Source organism: Salegentibacter lacus (assembly GCF_020164555.1).
GTDB lineage: Bacteria > Bacteroidota > Bacteroidia > Flavobacteriales > Flavobacteriaceae > Salegentibacter > Salegentibacter lacus.
The window spans coordinates 43,458-62,026 of sequence record NZ_JAIQZB010000011.1 but is presented as its reverse complement, the minus strand read 5'-3'; the positions used below and the strand labels follow the sequence as shown (position 1 = coordinate 62,026).

At 37.5% G+C, this 18,569-nt stretch carries 19 protein-coding genes; 11 read left to right on the top strand and 8 right to left on the bottom strand.

The annotated features are described in order from the left end of the window. Positions 1–173 precede the first annotated feature (173 nt). From LB465_RS10510 to LB465_RS10500, 3 genes are all read left to right on the top strand, one after another. The gene (locus LB465_RS10510; RefSeq protein ID WP_224469819.1) at positions 174–1,301 is read left to right on the top strand and encodes a hypothetical protein; all 1,128 of its coding nucleotides are present in this window, start codon (positions 174–176) and stop codon (positions 1,299–1,301) included. 75 nt (positions 1,302–1,376) lie between these two features. Continuing rightward, on the top strand, positions 1,377–3,005 hold the full coding sequence (locus LB465_RS10505) for an amidohydrolase (RefSeq protein ID WP_224469818.1): 1,629 nt from the start codon (positions 1,377–1,379) through the stop codon (positions 3,003–3,005). A 49-nt stretch (positions 3,006–3,054) separates the two neighbouring features. Continuing rightward, the gene (locus LB465_RS10500) at positions 3,055–3,987 is read left to right on the top strand and encodes a peptidylprolyl isomerase (RefSeq protein ID WP_224469817.1); all 933 of its coding nucleotides are present in this window, start codon (positions 3,055–3,057) and stop codon (positions 3,985–3,987) included. Positions 3,988–4,190: 203 nt separating this feature from the next. Here LB465_RS10500 and LB465_RS10495 read toward each other — a convergent pair whose 3' ends face one another. Then, complete coding sequence (locus LB465_RS10495; RefSeq protein WP_224469816.1) at positions 4,191–4,832, bottom strand: peroxiredoxin; 642 nt, start codon at positions 4,830–4,832, stop codon at positions 4,191–4,193. Between the two features lie 142 nt (positions 4,833–4,974). Beyond that, positions 4,975–5,544 carry a thioredoxin family protein gene (locus LB465_RS10490; RefSeq protein WP_224469815.1) on the bottom strand — a complete coding sequence of 190 codons (570 nt, stop codon included), beginning with the start codon at positions 5,542–5,544 and terminating at the stop codon, positions 4,975–4,977. 168 nt (positions 5,545–5,712) lie between these two features. Between LB465_RS10490 and LB465_RS10485 the strand changes: the two genes are divergently transcribed. Next, the gene (locus LB465_RS10485) at positions 5,713–6,048 is read left to right on the top strand and encodes a tRNA-binding protein (RefSeq protein WP_224469814.1); all 336 of its coding nucleotides are present in this window, start codon (positions 5,713–5,715) and stop codon (positions 6,046–6,048) included. Positions 6,049–6,052: 4 nt separating this feature from the next. Here the strand turns inward: LB465_RS10485 and LB465_RS10480 are convergent, their stop codons facing one another. The 4 genes from LB465_RS10480 to LB465_RS10465 all read right to left on the bottom strand — a co-directional run bounded on the left by LB465_RS10480 (position 6,053) and on the right by LB465_RS10465 (position 11,385). Further along, positions 6,053–6,463: a hypothetical protein gene (locus LB465_RS10480; RefSeq protein ID WP_224469813.1), complete on the bottom strand. Its 411-nt coding sequence runs from the start codon at positions 6,461–6,463 to the stop codon at positions 6,053–6,055. Positions 6,464–6,533: 70 nt separating this feature from the next. Beyond that, positions 6,534–9,050: a M14 family metallopeptidase gene (locus LB465_RS10475; RefSeq protein ID WP_224469812.1), complete on the bottom strand. Its 2,517-nt coding sequence runs from the start codon at positions 9,048–9,050 to the stop codon at positions 6,534–6,536. 122 nt (positions 9,051–9,172) lie between these two features. After that, a complete protein-coding gene (locus tag LB465_RS10470; protein ID WP_079713867.1) occupies positions 9,173–9,553 on the bottom strand; it encodes a PUR family DNA/RNA-binding protein in 381 nt (126 codons plus the stop codon). Positions 9,554–9,627: 74 nt separating this feature from the next. After that, complete coding sequence (locus LB465_RS10465) at positions 9,628–11,385, bottom strand: ABC transporter ATP-binding protein (protein ID WP_224469811.1); 1,758 nt, start codon at positions 11,383–11,385, stop codon at positions 9,628–9,630. A gap of 136 nt (positions 11,386–11,521) precedes the next feature. On the opposite strand from LB465_RS10465, the gene LB465_RS10460 reads away from it, so the two are divergent. From LB465_RS10460 to yajC, 4 genes are all read left to right on the top strand, one after another. After that, positions 11,522–12,625, top strand: coding sequence for a Glu/Leu/Phe/Val family dehydrogenase (locus tag LB465_RS10460; RefSeq protein WP_224469810.1), 1,104 nt, complete (start codon positions 11,522–11,524; stop codon positions 12,623–12,625). Positions 12,626–12,707: 82 nt separating this feature from the next. Further along, a complete protein-coding gene (gene nusB, locus LB465_RS10455; RefSeq protein ID WP_224469809.1) occupies positions 12,708–13,652 on the top strand; it encodes a transcription antitermination factor NusB in 945 nt (314 codons plus the stop codon). A gap of 48 nt (positions 13,653–13,700) precedes the next feature. Further along, a complete protein-coding gene (locus LB465_RS10450) occupies positions 13,701–14,165 on the top strand; it encodes a DUF1573 domain-containing protein (RefSeq protein WP_224469808.1) in 465 nt (154 codons plus the stop codon). Positions 14,166–14,168: 3 nt separating this feature from the next. Continuing rightward, a complete protein-coding gene (gene yajC / locus LB465_RS10445; RefSeq protein WP_079713859.1) occupies positions 14,169–14,495 on the top strand; it encodes a preprotein translocase subunit YajC in 327 nt (108 codons plus the stop codon). Between the two features lie 204 nt (positions 14,496–14,699). Here yajC and LB465_RS10440 read toward each other — a convergent pair whose 3' ends face one another. Together LB465_RS10440 and pepT are read right to left on the bottom strand one after the other, a co-directional pair. Then, entirely contained in the window at positions 14,700–15,293 is a 594-nt protein-coding gene (locus LB465_RS10440; protein WP_224469807.1) for a YdeI/OmpD-associated family protein, read from the bottom strand. A 23-nt stretch (positions 15,294–15,316) separates the two neighbouring features. Continuing rightward, positions 15,317–16,558, bottom strand: coding sequence for a peptidase T (pepT, locus tag LB465_RS10435; RefSeq protein ID WP_224469806.1), 1,242 nt, complete (start codon positions 16,556–16,558; stop codon positions 15,317–15,319). A gap of 110 nt (positions 16,559–16,668) precedes the next feature. Between pepT and LB465_RS10430 the strand changes: the two genes are divergently transcribed. The 3 genes from LB465_RS10430 to LB465_RS10420 are packed head-to-tail and all read left to right on the top strand — an operon-like array spanning position 16,669 to position 18,558. Then, positions 16,669–17,694: a quinone-dependent dihydroorotate dehydrogenase gene (locus LB465_RS10430; RefSeq protein WP_224469805.1), complete on the top strand. Its 1,026-nt coding sequence runs from the start codon at positions 16,669–16,671 to the stop codon at positions 17,692–17,694. After that, on the top strand, positions 17,695–17,940 hold the full coding sequence (locus tag LB465_RS10425) for a hypothetical protein (RefSeq protein ID WP_224469804.1): 246 nt from the start codon (positions 17,695–17,697) through the stop codon (positions 17,938–17,940). 3 nt (positions 17,941–17,943) lie between these two features. Then, positions 17,944–18,558 (top strand): LysE family translocator, encoded by a 615-nt coding sequence (locus tag LB465_RS10420; protein WP_224469803.1) that lies wholly within the window; start codon positions 17,944–17,946, stop codon positions 18,556–18,558. The last annotated feature ends 11 nt before the right edge of the window (positions 18,559–18,569 follow it).

The window sequence follows — 18,569 nt, the reverse complement described above, 5'->3', positions numbered from 1 at the left end:
ACCCTGTGATCAGTTGGTTAATAGGGTTTGCTAGCTAAAATTCCTTAACAATAACACAACATTGAAAATTCAGAATTAACATTAGAACTACCTAATATTGTACCCAAATTTTTAATACGGTTTTTAAAGGAAACCGGTTTCAAATATACCAAAATTATAAAAAAGGCTACTTAATGGCAAAAGGCAAAAAATTTCAACGTAGTGACCGGTCCCGCCCGTATTTGAATATTCTGGACTTTATGGTTCAGGAAAAAGCTTTCCTAGCAATTGTAATTGTAGGTATTATTATGGCAGGAATATTTACCGGTAATAAAACTGCAGCTATGTGGCTGGGTTTTTTCTTTGCTGCCTATGCCACTGTTGCTAATGATAGTATTCAGTCTTTAGGAACTTTTATTGAGAGTAATAAAGCCAAGCGTTGGTGGATTTTGTGGCTCTATGTGGGAACCATTTTCTTGGGAGTAGTTACCTTTAGCTGGTTTTATTTTGATGGAGACGTTACCTTTCAGCGCTTATTAAAACCCGATGGAACTTCGCCATATCCACATCCAGAGAGCTTCAGTTTCTTTCAAATTATAGCGCCTTTAGTTTTATTAATTCTAACCAGGCTTAAAATGCCGGTTTCTACCACCTTTCTTATTTTAAGTGTGTTTAGTGCCGATACTTCAGGAATTACTTCGGTAGTTTGGAAAAGCTGGTCTGGGTATGTAATGGCTTTTATATTATCCTTTCTGGTTTGGTATTTTTCCTATAATTTTATAAGAAAATATTTCAAAAGCAGGAAATTTAATCATAGCTGGACAGCAGTTCAGTGGATTGTAAGTGGTACGCTTTGGGGAGTTTGGGTAATGCAGGATGGTGCTAACATAGCAGTATTCCTTCCAAGAAGTCTTGATGCTTTCCAGTTTGTAGTATTTGCACTTACCATTTTTGGTGGTCTGGGATTATTATTTTACCTGCGCGGAGATAAAATCCAGGAGGTAGTTAGTGAAAAATCACGGATTTCTGATATTCGAGCCGCAACTCTGGTAGATTTAACTTATGTAATTCTACTTATTTATAAGCTATTTATTAGTACGGTACCAATGAGTACTACCTGGGTTTTCCTTGGTATTATTGGTGGTAGGGAAATCGCAATAAGTTTGGCGAGAAATAAGAAAGGTAAGAAACACCGTAAGAAAGCCGGTAGAATGATCTTTAAAGATTTTGCTTACGCGATGATTGGTCTCTTTGTTTCTATAGCACTTGCTGCTGCAGCAAACCAAAGTATACGTGACCAGATTATAGATGCGATTTTTTAACTTATTATTTAAATAAACATACTAAAATGCGCCTTTAACGGGCGCATTTTTTATTTTTATCTAAAAATTGAGAAAATGAGAAAAATATTACTTTTTAGTGTTTTAAGTATAATGCTTATTTCCTGTAATTCTGAAGATAGAGAAGAAGCAGATCTCCTTGTTTTTAATGCCGAAATTTATACTGTAGACGATAGTTTTAGTACCGCTGAAGCCTTTGTCACTAAAGACGGGAAATTCCTGCAAATTGGGACTACTGAAGCTCTTGAGGAAAAATATAAAGTTGCAGAAAAATTTGATGCAGGAGGTAAAAGCGTTTTTCCCGGGTTTATTGATGCCCACGCACATTTTTATCGTCTTGGGTTACAGCAGCAACGCGTAGATCTATCCGGCACCAAAAGTTTTGATGAGGTTGTGCAGCGTATTGTAGATTTTCAGAATAAAAGAGGTGTAGAATTTATTACCGGAAGAGGTTGGGATCAAAATGATTGGGAAAATAAAGAATTCCCTACTAAGGATACCTTGGATCAATTATTTCCAAATACTCCAATTTCCGTTACCCGTATAGATGGCCACGCGCTTTTGGTAAATCAGGCTGCTTTAGATAAAGCCGGGATTACTACCGAAACTGCTTTTGAAGGTGGAGATATTGAACAAAAAGATGGTAAACTTACCGGGATTATTATAGATAATCCTATGAGTCTTATTGCCGATGCTCAGCCTGAACCTTCTACCGAAGAGCAAGTAAATGCATTACTTGAAGCTCAAAAGATTTCTTTTGAATATGGATTAACAACAGTTGTTGACGCCGGAATTGATAGAGAAACCATAGAACTTATGGATAGTCTGCATAAAGAAAGAAGCCTTAAAATAAGGTTATATGCGATGATTAGTAATACCGAAGAAAACCTTGATTATTACCTTGATAAAGACCCGATTAAAACTGAACGATTAAATGTGAGATCGGTTAAATTTTATGGTGATGGTGCGCTTGGCTCAAGAGGAGCGGCTTTAAAAGAAGAGTACAGCGATAGAGCCGGTCATTATGGAGCTTTGCTATCCCCGGTTGAAGATTTTAAAGAAACCGCAAAACGTGTAGCTGCTTCAAAGTTCCAGTTAAATACCCACGCCATTGGAGATTCAGCAAATTACCTGGTTTTAGAAACTTATGATGAGCTTTTAAAAGGTGATGAAGACCGTCGCTGGAGGGTAGAACATTCCCAGGTGATCGATACTTCAGATTTTAAATATTTCAGCAAAAATATTATTCCTTCTATTCAGCCTACCCACGCAACCAGCGATATGTATTGGGCCGAAGACCGCTTGGGTGAAGAAAGGCTGCAGGGTGCTTATGCCTATAAGAAATTATTGGACGAAGCCGGGATCGTGGCTTTAGGAACCGATTTTCCGGTGGAGGAAGTGAGTCCGTTTCTTACTTTTTACGCAGCAGTGTCAAGACAGGATACCGATAATTACCCTGAAAATGGTTTTATGATAGATCAGGCTCTTTCCCGGGAAGAAACCTTAAAAGGAATGACGATATGGGCTGCCTACGCTAATTTTGAAGAAGAGGAAAAAGGAAGTATTGAAGCAGGAAAATACGCCGATTTTATAATATTAGATAAAGATATTATGGAAGTGGATGCTTCAGAAATTCCTGAAATCAAAGTATTGGAAACTTACGTAAACGGTGAAAAAGTATATTAAATCATTCTATTAAAAATGGATATCTTTGCACCTCTAAAAATATAAGAAAATGAACGACGGATTATATGCTAAATTTTATACCACTAAAGGCCAAATTTTAGTGGAACTGGAATACGAAAAAGTACCCGGAACAGTAGGAAACTTTGTAGGTCTTGCCGAAGGTAAGTTGGAGAACGATGCTTTTGCTCAGGGAAAACCTTATTACGACGATCTTAAATTTCACCGTGTGATTCCTAATTTTATGGTTCAGGGTGGTGATCCACAAGGAACAGGAGTTGGTGGTCCCGGTTATAAGTTTGAAGATGAAATTCATCCCGATTTAAAACACGATGCTCCGGGAAAACTTTCTATGGCCAATGCCGGTCCCGGAACGAACGGCAGCCAGTTTTTTATTACTCATACCGAAACTCCCTGGTTAGATGGGAAGCATACTGTTTTTGGTAGTGTGATTGAAGGGCAAGATGTGGTTGATAGCATTAAACAAGGCGATAAAATTGAAAAACTTGAGATAATAAGATCTGGTGAAAGTGCGCAGAATTTTAATGCGGTAGAATCTTTTAGACAGTTTGATGGTGCTAAAGCTAAAAGAGAAGAAGCCGCTAAGCAAAGAGAAGAAGAATTGTTGGGAAAATTATCTCAGGGATTTAAAACCACAGAAAGCGGACTTAGATATAAAATTGAAAAGAAAGGCGAAGGAGCAAAACCTGAAAAAGGTCAAACCGTTTCAGTACACTACAAAGGAATGCTTACTGATGGTAGCGTTTTCGATTCTTCTTATAAGAGAAACCAGCCGTTGGAATTTCCGGTAGGAGTAGGGCACGTAATTAGCGGATGGGATGAAGGTATTCTTAGGTTGAATGTTGGAGACCAGGCCCGTTTCGTTATTCCGTCGCATTTAGCTTACGGGGAACAAGGTGCCGGTGGTGTAATTCCACCAAACGCAGCTTTAGTTTTTGATGTAGAATTGGTTGCAGTAAAGTAAAAAGCCCCAATCATTAAATTTTAAATAAAAATACCTCTCAAGTTTCAGAAACCTGGGAGGTATTTTTATTTAATAGAGGAAGTTTTAAAAGTATTTTTTTCCGTCAAGCTGAACTTGTTTCAGCTTCTAATGTTTAAAAATATAGATCCTGAAATGAATTCAAGATGACGATTTGGTATTTTAAAACTCTTTTTTCTTAATCTCTACTTAGAATCCGGTTGCGGGGTCATTCTAAGGTATGGTTTTACCTCTTTAAAACCTTTAGGGAACATCTCTTTGGCATCTTCATTAGAAACCGAAGGACTTATTACTACATCTTCTCCTTGCTTCCAGTTAGCCGGTGTAGCCACTTTTTGATAAGCAGTAAGTTGTAGCGAATCTATCACCCTTAGTAATTCATCAAAATTTCTACCGGTACTGGCCGGATAGGTAATCATTAGTTTAATCGTTTTGTCTGGACCAATTACGTAAACTGAACGTACCGTAAGTGTGTTATCGGCTTTCGGGTGGATCATTCCATACAGGTTTGAAACCTTTTTATCTTCATCGGCAATAATCGGGAAATTCACCGTGGTGTTTTGAGTTTCGTTAATATCTTCAATCCAGCCTTTATGAGATTCTACGCCATCTACACTTAGTGCCATTACTTTGGTGTTTCGGGCTTCAAATTTATCTTTGTATTTCGCAACCGTGCCTAGTTCTGTAGTACAAACTGGGGTATAATCTGCAGGATGCGAAAATAAAATTCCCCAGCTATCCCCTAAATAATCATAAAAGTTGATTTTTCCTTCTGAAGTTTCAGCATCAAAATTTGGTGCTTTATCTCCTAATTTTAATTCGCTCATAATGCTATATTTTTAGTGATTCGAATTATAAAATTAACGAATAATACTCAGGAAAACCTATCAAACCAATAGGATTTGTTTGCTTTGTGATAAAATTAACTGATTGCCGCTTTTTTAATTTCAACTTGAAGATCTAGGAATATTAGGATTCGGGTGTGTACTTCCATTTTATATTACAGCCCATACTGGGTTTCTGATTCTCTGGAACTGTTTTATTCGAAAGCACGGCATCCATCGCATCACGTAAATGCCGCCCGTTAACCGGAATTCCATTTCCCGGCCGGGAATCGTCCAGCTGCCCACGGTAGATTAATTTCAGCTCATCGTCAAAAAGATAGAAATCTGGCGTGCAGGCGGCTTTATAAGCTCGTGCCACTTCCTGGGATTCATCAAAGAGATAAGGAAAAGAGTATTGATGCCTTCTGGCAACCTCATTCATATTATCGGGATGATCTGCAGGGTAGTTTTCTACATCGTTACTCATAATGGCAGCAAACCCAAATCCCAGTACGCGATAGTCACCGGCCAGTCTTACTATTTCCTCGTTTACATGTTTCACGAATGGGCAGTGGTTACTTATAAACATAATTAAAGTGCCTTTATTACCCCTGATATCTGCTAAGGAATATCGATTATTGGTGATAACATCTATAAGGTTAAAATCGGGTGCCGGTGTACCCAGTTCTATCATATTTGAAGCGGTTCTGGCCATTTCCTTTGTTATAAAATTTACTTGATAATCGAGATTTAAAATATTCCGGTGCTTGCCTAGAAATTAAAATAGTGTTCCATATTTATGCTTTACTAGCTCAGCCCGAAGTAATTTACGAATTCACTTCGGAATATTGACTTTTTTTCTAATTTGGATTAAAAATTAAAGATGGAAATTTCCTGGAAGGATTTTGAAAAAGTAGAAATGAGAATAGGAACTATTACGGAAGTTTCAGACTTCCCTGAAGCTAAAAATCCTGCTTATAAGATGGTGATCGATTTTGGATCAGTAATTGGCCAAAGAAAAACTTCGGCTCAAATTACAAAACGCTACAAAAAGGAGGACTTACTCAACCGGCAAATTGTTGCCGTTGTCAATTTTCCTAAGAAACAAATTGCCAATATTATGAGCGAATGCCTGGTTTTGGGGGCAGTAGGAAAGGAGAATGATATTGTACTACTAAACCTCGATTTTAGAGTGGAAAATGGACTGCGAGTAGGATAAAAACCTAATCTTCTAATTTGCTGTACTTACTACCACAGGCTTCAATGCATCTTGGATTGTGTGGGGTAACAAATAACTTACCTTCTTTCAATTCGTAGCTTAGTTCAACATTCCTGTCCGCACAATTTGAGCTAATCATTTTCTCTGAAGCATCGTACGTTGCTTCGTTAATTTCCTCACCATAACAGAAACTTGTAGAAGAATAAACCATTCCATCTTCATCAAATTCCAGGGTTTTGCCGTTTTCTACCGTTTGCCAGGTACCGCTTCCATCACCAGGATCGGCCAGGGATTCGGTTAACTGCCATTTTCCGGTAATATCTTCTTTATCTAAAGAGATATCCGGGCTATTAGGAGCTGTAGAACAACTGCAGGTCATAGTGGCAAGTAATACTATAAGGAGTAAATTTTTCATCCTTCTTGTTATTGTTTCTATTATATAGATGCACATAACCAATAAAGGTTGCGTGCATCTATATCAAGGTTTACATTTCATCACCAAAGAAGATGGCATTCATCAATAATTTATTGGTTCCAAACCAGAAAGCCCTGAAATTAGTATTATCGGTAAATAGAATTACGTTACCGCGTCCCATTCCTGTATGTTTAAATGGAACTGTACCTGCAATAGCTTCTAACCTGGGAGCGCTAATGTAACCGCTCAGTAAAGGATTTTGGGTATATTGGATTGGATTGTTATAGCTTTGTTTATCGGCTTCAACAAAGATCGTGGTATTTCTAAATAAAGGAAGTTTGTCATCAGTATAACCAAAGTTTACAGGATGTGAACGATCTATATTTGCTTCAAAGATAGCGCCGCCAATTCCCCGGGCACCTCTAAAATCTCTTTGTTCTTCAAAACTTATATTTTCGGCTACCAGACTATCTTTTTTGATTTCGAGGTCCATAAAATCTTCTTTTTCAAAAAAACGGGCAGCATTCCGGTAACCAATTAGAGTTCCTCCGTCACGAACCCATTCTTTGAGTTTTTCTACATCTCCATTCTCTAAAGCACTGCCCCAGGAATTTGGAAGAATAATATCGGTATATCTGCTTAGATCTGCCCTCGAAAACCTCCTGGTGTCCAGTTTGGTGATTTTCATATCGTAGCGCTGATCAAATAAATGCCAGATTTCTCCGGCATCGTACGGCGTAATCCCTTCACCGACAATTAAAGCTACTTTTGCAGGCTCTAATGCTCTAAATTGATTACTTCCAAGGTTTACACCCTGGGTTAATCCGGTGTCTACCCCATCAATTTGTACATTAGATTTTTCTGCTATATTTTGTAGAAATTTGTGCATTTCATCTGCATCCAATTCTTGATTTTGAACAGGAATTAAAATTGTTCCGTAGTCGTACTCTTTATTTTCTAAAGAGAATGGCTGCATTCCAACCTTTGCACGCAGGCCTTTCTCCAATACCATATTTAAAGCTTTTGGCGAATAGAAATCGTGCCATTGCATCACATATGCATAATTGCTTTTCTGTACTGGCTGAATTTCCGGTTTTTCCAGATTTTCTATTTTCTGGCCAGCTTTGTTCATTTTTACGTCTTCAGCAAAATCGAGGTTGAACGCCAGTGGAAGCGTCCAGGCTGAAATATCGTAGAATAAACTATCTTCAAATTCTGTTCTGCGCTCAAACATTGCTTTTACCAATCTATGCTGGCGCTGATTTTTAGGAACTACATAAGCGGAATTCTTTTTGAAATCCTTTCCATCGGTTTCGAAATTTTCCTGTAATTGGTGGATCTCTACTTTATGTTTCTCGAGGATTTTGGCCAGTTCGTAGGCTGAAGAAGCATCTTTTTCACTTCCAAACACGTAAGCTCCGTTTTCGGCAGAATTGCGGGCGTTTTTATAGAAATTACGCTGATAATTAAGGATTTTCTCACGCATATTTTTAGCTGCCTCCAAAGTAGAAAGCGCAGCTGTAAATTGATTTCTTATAGTAAACGGAAAGGTTAAAATGCCATTTTCAGTTTCCTGGGCGTGGCCACGGGAACTTCCTTGTTCAAAGAGAATTCCTATACTTCCGTTAATATCGGGGAAAGTAGAGCCTTTTCCGTAATAAAAATCATCATAATTTTCTTCGGTATAATAAAAGGAGCCTAATTCGTCGAAAGCAGCAGCGTGGTAAGTTCCTATTTCTTTGGTGAGTTCCTGGTTAATATCCGGGGTAAGCGGATGTGTTCTGGAAGGAATTCCCGGTTGGAAGAAAAAGCTGGAATTAGAACCCATTTCGTGATGATCTGTCAAAATATTGGGAGACCATTTATGAAAAGTTTCCAAACGTGCCTGGGATTCGGGTAACTGTACCGGTAACCAGTCACGGTTCATATCAAACCAATAGTGGTTGGTTCTACCTCCTGGCCAAACTTCGTTGTATTCACGATCTTGCGGATCTGGGTTTATATTTTCACTTTTATTGGTATTAGCCCAATAAGCGAAACGTTGCAGCCCATCGGGATTAAATGCAGGGTCAAAAAGAATAATTGTGTTATCTAATAATTCTTGAATTTCTTCGCCCCCGGCTGCAGCGAGATAATAAGCTGCCAGAATCGCTGCGTTAGATCCGCTGGCTTCGTTGCCGTGAATCGAAAATCCCTGGTTTACAACAATGGGCATTTCTTCGGTATTCAGGGAAGAAGCGTTTTCCTGTGTTAAAGCAAGGTGATTTTTTCGAATTTCTTCCAGGTTATTATGGTTTTCTTCTGACGTGATTGTAAGCAGGATTAAAGGGCGCCCTTCATAGGTTTCACCTCTATTCTCTAGGGTAATTCTGGGAGAAACCCTGGCAAGTTCCCGCATATAATTTAAAAGTAAATCGTGGGATACGTGCCATTCGCCGGGAATGTAACCAATTATATCCTGGGGCTTTGGAATTTCCTCGCTGTAACTAACATCTTGAGGTAAATAATAATCAAGACTAAGATCTTCTTGCTGAGCGAAAGAGTTAAAACAAATAAAGAAAATTAGTAAGGGTAAAAGTTTTTGCATGATAATTTTTTATTAGGGCTATAAATATAAAAAAACCGTCCCGATATTTTCGGGACGGTTTTATATAGTTTTCATTTCGAGGTAAGCCTCGGAGTATTTAATCTCGATACTCGAGTAAAGTTTTAGATGTCGTCAAAACTTACATCTGTAAACTTCTCTGGAGAAACTCCTTGCGCTTCGCCATTTTCTGAAGTTTCATATTCTTTTTTGAAATCTTTTTGGTGACGTTCGCTAATTACTTCCTCTCCTTTTTCATTAAGGATGAAGTCGGTCATTTCCTGTAGAATTTCATTAAAACCGGCAAAATCCTCCTTGTAAAGGTAAATTTTGTGTTTTTTGTAGAAAAAGGAACCATCGTCGTTGGTAAATTTTTTACTTTCAGTAATAGTCAGGTAATAATCGTCTGCACGCGTGGCTCTCACATCAAAGAAGTATGTTCTTCTTCCGGCCCTTAGCACTTTAGAGAATATTTCTTCTTTCTCCATCATTCCCTTGTCGCTCATAAAATAGATTCTTTATAGTTTTGTTTTAGTACTGTTCAAAAATCTAAAAATTTTTAACATCTAGCAAAATATTTTCACATTTCTTTTTCATTTAGCTGTTTTGCGTACAATTCTTTGTAATAGCCTTGCTGGTTTAGTAATTGTGAATGAGTGCCTTGTTGAACAATTGCACCGTCTTCCAGAATTATAATTTTATCAGCATTTTTTGCGGAAGAAATTCTGTGACTCACAATTATTGTAGTTTTCTCTTTTGAAATTTTAAAAAGGTTATTCAGGATTGCTTCTTCGGTTTCGGTATCTACCGCTGAAAGGCAATCGTCGAACAGTAAGATTTTTGGATCGTGGATAATCGCGCGAGCAATAGAGACACGTTGCTTTTGACCGCCTGAAAGTGTAATTCCGCGTTCTCCCAGTACGGTGTCATAGCCTTTGCTGAACCCAACGATGTTCTTATGCACTGAAGCATTTCTAGCGGCTTCAAAAATCTCTTCGTCGCTGGCGTCGGTTTTTCCGAATTTGATATTGTTTTTAATAGAATCGCTGAATAAAAATGCATCCTGCGGAACGTAACCGATGCTATTTCTTAAACTATCCAGGTTGAGGTTCTGAATATTTTTGCCGTCTATACAAATTTCCCCTTCTGGTACATCATACAACCTGCCAATAAGTTCGAGAATAGTAGATTTTCCTGAGCCTGTTTTCCCAATAATTGCAAGAGTTTCTCCGCTACTTACTTCAAAAGAAAGATTTTTAATCGCGGTGATATTTGTATCATCATAAGTAAAACTCACGTTTTTAAAAGCGATGCTTCCGTGAATTTCATCGGGTGTTTCTTTCTGGTTTGTGATTTCAGGAGCTTCATCTAAAAACTCGTTGATTCGTTCCTGTGAAGCATCGGCCTGCTGCACCAAAGATGTAACCCAGCCAATGGAGGCGATAGGCCAGGTAAGCATATTTACATAGAGGAGGAATTCAACAATAACCCCAATATTTTCAATTTCCCCTTTTATATATTGATTACCGCCAACATAAATTACAAGTACGTTACTAATACCTATTAGCAACACCATAAGTGGAAAGAAAAAGGCCTGCACTTTTACAAGATCAATATTTTTGTCCCGGCTTCCGTTGGCAAGATCTACAAAATTATGATTGATCTGGTTTTCCATTCCGTAGGATTTTATAACAGCAATTCCGCTAAAACTTTCTTGTGTAAAAGTGTTAAGTCTTGAAAGATATTGCTGCACCACGGTGCTACGTTTATGAATGGCAACACTAATTTTGTAAATAGAAAATGCCAGAACGGGCAGTGGTGCTACGGTGTATAAAGTAAGCTCCGGCGCTGCCTGAACCATAAAAATTAAAACAACAACAGTAGAGGTGAAGGTAGTTACCGTATACATAATGGCCGGCCCAAGGTACATTCGCACTTTGCTTACATCTTCGCTAATCCGGTTCATTAAATCGCCAGTACGGTTCTTTTTATAGAAATTAAGCGAAAGATCCTGGTAATGCTGGTAGATCTCATTCTTAAGATCAAATTCAATATATCGGGAAACTACAATAAAGGTTTGCCGCATTAAAAAGGTAAGAAATGCAGCGATTAAAGTAGCTCCTATAATAAGAGCGATGTTAACGGCAAGTTCGGTTTTTAGCACTTCCAAATCACTTATCTCACCATTTATATATTGCTCTATCGCATCAGTAGAATCGCCAATAAGCGGGATATAATACAGCGCGAAGATTCGGGCAACAATGGTTATTACGAGACCAATTAATAATTTCCATTTGTACTTCAGGAAATATTTATTAAGATGTTTAAGGTTTTTCATCTAATAGTAAAAAAGCTAAATTTTGAGGATATGTCATTTTAACACGTTTTAAAAACCTCTTTGTTGTAATATTCTTTATTTTTGCACTGTGATTTTCAGAAAAACGAAAACACTAAATTATAAAATTTAACAAGTTATGCAAGTTGATGTTCTAAATGCAAACGAACTAAAAAAATCTGCACCGGTATTCGGTCAGCTCTCTTTTGACAACCACGAACAAGTAGTTTTTTGCAACGACAAAGATACAGGTTTAAAGGCAATTATTGGTATTCATAACACGGTTTTAGGACCGGCATTAGGTGGTACCAGAATGTGGAATTACAGCAGTGAGTGGGAAGCATTAAACGATGTTTTGCGTCTTTCACGAGGAATGACTTTTAAAAGTGCGATTACCGGACTAAACCTTGGTGGCGGTAAAGCTGTAATTATTGGTGATGCTAAAACACAAAAAACTCCAGAACTAATGAGAAGTTTTGGACGTTTTGTAGATTCCCTTAGCGGAAAATATATTACTGCAGAAGACGTGGGAATGGAAACTGCAGATATGGATACCGTGCGTGAAGTTACTAAATATGTTACTGGAATTTCTGAAGACAAAGGAGGAGCGGGAAATCCTTCTCCAATTACCGCTTACGGTGTTTTTATGGGTATAAAAGCCGCTGCGAAACACAAATTTGGAAGTGATGATCTGGAAGGAAAGTCTGTATTGGTTCAGGGAATTGGTCACGTTGGTGAAAGCCTTGTTGAGCATTTAACTCAAGATGGCGCTAAAGTTTTTATTAGTGACATAAACCAGGAACGTCTTGAAGCAGTAAAAAATAAATATGGTGCTATAATTTATAATGACTCCGATGTATACGCGGCCGAAGTAGACATCTATGCGCCTTGTGCTCTTGGAGCAACGATAAATGATGACACTGTGAATCGCATTAAGGCAAAAATTATTGCCGGTGCAGCCAATAACCAGTTGGCCGATGAGGTTACTCACGGTACAATTTTAAGAGAAAGAGGTATTGTTTACGCTCCTGATTTTCTAATTAATGCCGGCGGGATTATAAATGTTTACGCCGAATTAGAGAATTACGATAAAAAGGAAATTATGCGTAAGACCGAAAATATCTACAATACTACCTTAGAAATTCTTTCTAAAGCAGATAAGGAAGATATGACGTCGCACTTCGCAGCGCTTAAAATTGCACAGCAAAGAATTGAAGACAGAAAAAAACAGAATTTGAAGTAATCAATTTCAAAAGTTTGGTATTTTTGCAGGGCGAAAGAATATTCTTTCGCCTTTTCTAATTCTAAAAAGTTCTTTTACACTTATGTTGACAAGAAGACATATTCGAGTTAAAGTAATGCAATCACTCTACGCCTTTAACCAAAGCCAAAACGACAACCTGGGAACCGAAGAGAGGTTCCTGCTTAAAAGTATGGAAGAGATGTACGATCTTTTCCTGGTGCAATTAAGTTTAATAGCCGAATTAAAAGGCCAGGCTGAAAACTTTTTAGAAAAATCTCAACAAAAGCACCTTGCCACCAGCGAGGATAAAGACCCAAATAAAAAATTTGTTTCTAATGCCGTTTTCGAAATTCTTGAGCATAATGAAAGTTTGCAGGATGCGCTGGAATCAAGAAAAATAACGCACTGGAAGCGCGACGATGATTATGTGCAAATTATCTGGCAGGAGATAAAGAAAAGCGATCGCTACGAAAATTACATGGAAACCCGTGATTCCAGCTTTAAAGAAGATAAAGAGTTTATCATTGCTATTTTCAAAGAAGTAATTGCACCCAACGAAAAATTATATGATTATCTCGAGGATGCAAAACTTACCTGGGTAGACGATCTTCCGCTGGTAAATACTGCCGTGCTGAAATTCCTTCAGAAATTAAAGCCTAATTCTGCTGAAAATCTTAAGATTGCTAAGCTTTATAAAAATGAAGAGGATAAAGATTTTGCAAAAGAATTATTCAGAAAAACTTACTTGAACGATGATTCTTTAGCAAATGAAATGCTGGGTAAAACGCCCAACTGGGATAAAGATAGAATTGCCGAAATTGATATGATTCTTATTAAAATGGCAATTTGTGAATTTTTAAAGTTCCCATCAATTCCGGTAAAGGTTACAATTAATGAATACCTGGAGCTTGCAAAGGAATATAGCACTCCGAAAAGTAGCATTTTTATTAACGGAGTTCTGGATAAACTTTCTAAAGAATATAAGGAAGATAATAAGTTAAATAAAATAGGGCGGGGCCTTATGTAGTCAATAAAATTTCTTATTTTTAAAAATTAAATTATAAAGTTCACTATTATGAAAAATGGAATCTTAATGTTAGCAGCAGTAGGGGCACTGCTATTTACTTCTTGTAAAGAAAACAACGATAACGCCTCAGAAAAAGTTAAAGCCGAAAACGTAGAGAGCGCTGCAGAGCGTGATGCACAGGCAACAGTTTATCCAAAAATGGAATTCGCTGAATCAGAACATGATTTCGGGAATATTCCTAAGGGTGAAAATGTAGAGCATACGTTTACTTTTACAAATACCGGCCAGGCGCCTTTAGTAATTACAAATGCAAGAAGTACTTGTGGTTGCACAGTACCAACCTGGACAAAAGAGCCAATTCAACCGGGAGAAACCGGCGAAATGTTGGTTAAATTCAACGGTTCCGGAAAAGGGCAGGTAACAAAAACTGTTACAGTAACTGCTAATACTGAAGCTGGTACAGAGCGTCTTAGAATTAAAGCCTTTGTAGAAACCGAAGAAAATGCTAGCTAATAAATGGATCAATTAACACAGTTTGCCCCAATAATATTAATGTTTGTGGTTGTGTATTTTTTTATGATACGCCCACAAATGAAAAAAGCTAAACAGGAACGTAATTTTGCTTCAGAATTAAAACGTGGTGACCGCGTGGTAACCAAAAGTGGAATGCACGGCAAAATTATTGACTTTAGCGAAAAAAATAATGCAGTAATCATTGAAACCGGAGCAGGAAAAATAACCTTTGATCGTTCTTCCATCTCGATGGAAATGAGTAAAAAACTCAACGAACCGGCAAAGCCAGAAAAAGAAAGTAAGGCTAAAGCCATTAAAGAAAAGAAATAGTTTTTCTGTTTAATAAATAGAATTTAAAATCCCCGGGGCAAAAGCTCGGGGATTTTTATTTTTAGAAGATTTAATAGCTTTTAAACGTCATTATGACTTGTTTTAGAATCTAAGATGTTAGAACTCCGAACAAATTTCGGAGCAAGCTCTGAAAAAACTTCAGGTTGACGTAAAAAATAATTTATCAAACAGCGTCTATTCTATTTAGCAGTTTTTATACTTATCGTGAAGTCCCACGCCATCTTTAATCATTGGCTTTACTTTCCCCAGGCGTGAATGTTTTGTAGCTTCACGTTTGGCTTCAGTAATATAATCAGCGTATTCTCTTTGCTTTCCTTTAGTTAATTGCTGAAATGATTTCTTTAATTCTTCATCTTTCTCCAAGGCTGCTTTTAATTCTGGAGGAAGTACCAGTTTTTTATCTGTTACCGGTTTTATCTCTTTTCCTTCTCGCTGATTCTGTATGGCTTCGGTTACATACTTCTGAAGAATTTCTGGTTTTATTTCATCTCCTTTTTCAAACCTGATCTGTCTTAAAGCTTTAGTTTTTCCTTCCTGGGCGTTATGAAGCAAAGCGGTATTTTCCTTTAATAAAGCACCATTAAAAAACCAGAGTGCACTATGATTCTTAAAAGCTGTAATTCCCACAACATTTTTTTCCTCTAATGCATAAACGGGAGTGCCCCATTTTATACATTCTTCCAATTCGGTGTTTTGTAAAACTTCTCTTAATAAAAGCAATTCCTGTTCCCAGGTTGGGTGCGTTTCAATATACTGGTCTACCGATTTTACAGCCATCTTTTTCTTTGTTTATAAAACCCTTATTTATATTTTTTTGAAGTCAGCTCGGCAATTTTCACAATTACTTCAGTGGCTTTTTGCATACTTTCTACCGGTACATATTCATATTTTCCGTGGAAATTATGGCCTCCGGCAAAAATATTAGGGCAGGGCAGTCCCATATAGCTCAGTTGCGCTCCATCGGTTCCTCCTCGAATTGGTTTTAGAAGTGGCTCAACATTAACTTCTTTCATTGCACTTTTAGCAATTTCTATAATATGCATCACCGGCTCAATTTTTTCTCTCATATTAAAATATTGGTTGGTAATTTCTACGGAAATACAATCACTCTCATACTGCGAACAAATTTCTGAAGCCAGGTCCTGTATCATTTCCTTACGTGCTTCAAAATGCCCTAAATCGTGATCCCTAATTATGTATTCCAAAACGGTTTCTTCTACATCACCTTTCATATCGCTTAGATGAAAAAATCCCTGACGGCCTTTAGTGTGTTCCGGGGTTTCCAGTCTTGGTAACGAATTAATAAAATCTACGGCAATATATTGGCTGTTCACCATTTTATCCTTGGCATAGCCGGGATGTACGCCTTTCCCTTGAAACTTAACAATAGCTTTCGCGGCATTAAAATTCTCAAATTCCAGTTCGCCTATCTGGCTACCATCCATGGTATATGCCCATTCAGCGCCAAATTTTTTAACATCAAATTTATGCGCTCCACGACCAATTTCTTCATCTGGTGTAAATCCTATTCGAATCTTTCCATGAGGAATTTCAGGATTATCCAACAGATATTGCATCGCCGTCATAATTTCGGTAATTCCGGCTTTATCATCGGCACTTAAAAGGCTGGTGCCATCGGTTGTAATAATGGTTTGTCCTTTATATTGTTTTAAATCATCAAAATACTCAGAAGACAGGATGATATTTCTTTCTTTATTTAGAATAATATCTTCGCCGTCATAATCTTCAATAATCTGTGGTTTTATATCGGTAGCGTTAAAGTCTGGGGAAGTATCAAAGTGAGAAATAAAACCAATCACCGGCACTTTATGAGCAACATTAGCCGGAAGCGTGGCCATCACATAAGCGTGATCATCTATACTTACCTCGGTCATTCCCATTTCTTTTAACTCTTCGGCTAATTTTCGGGCTAAAACCCATTGTTTTTCGGTGCTTGGTGTGGTATTGCTGTCCGGATCGCTTTGGGTGTCAATCGTAATATAGCTAATAAAGCGATCTATGATACGCTGTTTGTTAATCATTGGTTAATAGTTTAATTCAAAATTAAACATTCGAATTTCAGCTTCAAAACCTTTTAAGATTTACTACCGGTATTTTATGATTTCTACTATTTTTGCACAAACCAATTACCATGTACAAATCTTCGCTTAGGCCTTTATTATTTCGTTTTGACCCAGAATGGGTGCATCATTTTACTTTTAGAACGCTTAAGAAAATTGGCAAAACTTCTGCTTTTAGAAGTTTTGTACGGAAGAATTTTCAGGTGGAAGATCCACGCCTGGAAAGGGAGCTTTTCGGTTTAAAATTTAAAAATCCGGTTGGACTTGCTGCAGGATTTGATAAGGATGCAAAGCTTTTTCAGGAATTATCAGATCTAGGATTTGGGTTTATAGAAATTGGAACTGTTACTCCAAAACCACAACCCGGAAATGAGAAAAAGCGGTTATTCAGATTAAAAGAGGATAACGCGATTATTAACCGAATGGGTTTTAATAACGATGGAGTAGAAGCGGCGGTTGAAAGACTGAAAAAAAATAAAAATGTTTTAATTGGTGGGAATATTGGTAAAAACAAGATCACACCAAATGAGAATGCGGTAGACGATTATAAGATTTGTTTTGAAGCGCTTTACGATTACGTGAATTATTTTGTGGTAAATGTAAGTTCGCCAAACACTCCAAACTTAAGAGCATTACAGGACAAAGAACCGCTCACCAATTTGCTAAACACGCTACAAAGTTTAAATGCTGAAAAACCAAAGCAGAAACCAATTCTACTAAAAATTGCACCCGATCTTACCGATGCGCAACTTTTGGATATTATTGATATCGTGAAAGAAACTAAGATTGCCGGGGTGATTGCTACAAACACCACAATATCGCGCGAAGGTTTACAATCGGAAAATAAAAAAGAAACCGGCGGATTGAGTGGAAAACCTTTAAAAAATCGTGCTACAGAAGTTATTCGGTTTCTTTCTGAAAGAAGTAATCATGCTTTTCCGATAATTGGTGTAGGCGGAATTCATTCTGCTGAAGATGCTTTGGAGAAACTTGAGGCAGGTGCCAGTTTAGTCCAGCTTTATACGGGCTTTATTTATGAAGGCCCAGCATTAATAAAAAAGATTAATAAGGCGATTTTGGCCAAAAACATTAAATAAATGAAGAGATTCTACCTTAGTTTTTTATTGTTAGTGATAATATGCTTTGATGCATATAGTTTTTCGGAAACCACTGAAGTCAGTCGTTCGGTAATTACAAATGGAATTAGTTTGGGTTCCGTAGTTGCAGCAATTACTTCCTGGGAACGCAACCGGTCAGTTTTGTGGATGATTGTTCATGGCATTTTTAGCTGGTTATATGTGATCTATTTTTTGCTCACAAGGAAGAAATCTGAAAGAAAATAAATTTTGTTAGAGCAACTTATTCCATTTTTAACTGCTTCTGCAATCCTCACGATTTCTCCGGGGCCCGATATTATCTATGTAATGGTACAGGGAATTGCTAATGGGAAAAAATACGGATTTGTCACTGCTCTTGGGCTTGCTACCGGAATTATTATTCACACCAGCCTGGTGGCATTCGGGGTTTCGGCAATAATTAAAAATTCTGAAACCCTCTTTTTTATCATCAAACTTTTCGGTGCCGTTTACCTTTTATATTTGGCCTGGCAAGTTTGCAAAAGTGATCCTGAAATTGCTTATTCTGCTGAAGGAATTAAAAAAAAATCTTTGTTTTCCCTTTTTAAGCAAGGTTTTATAATGAATGTATTGAATCCCAAAGTAACCATCTTTTTCCTCGCCTTCTTTCCCGGATTTCTTTGGGAACCAGGTGGGAATACAGTAATTCAGTTTTATATTCTGGGAGCTATTTTTATGCTTTTAACGATTCTGATTTTCGGAACTGTAGCCTTGCTGGCCGGAAAAATCTGTATCTACCTTAAAAAGCATAAATATTCGGGAGCGGTTTTAAAATGGCTGCAAATTGTTGTATTTATAGGAATCGCGGTTTTTATACTAGTTTAAAAGTTTCAGTA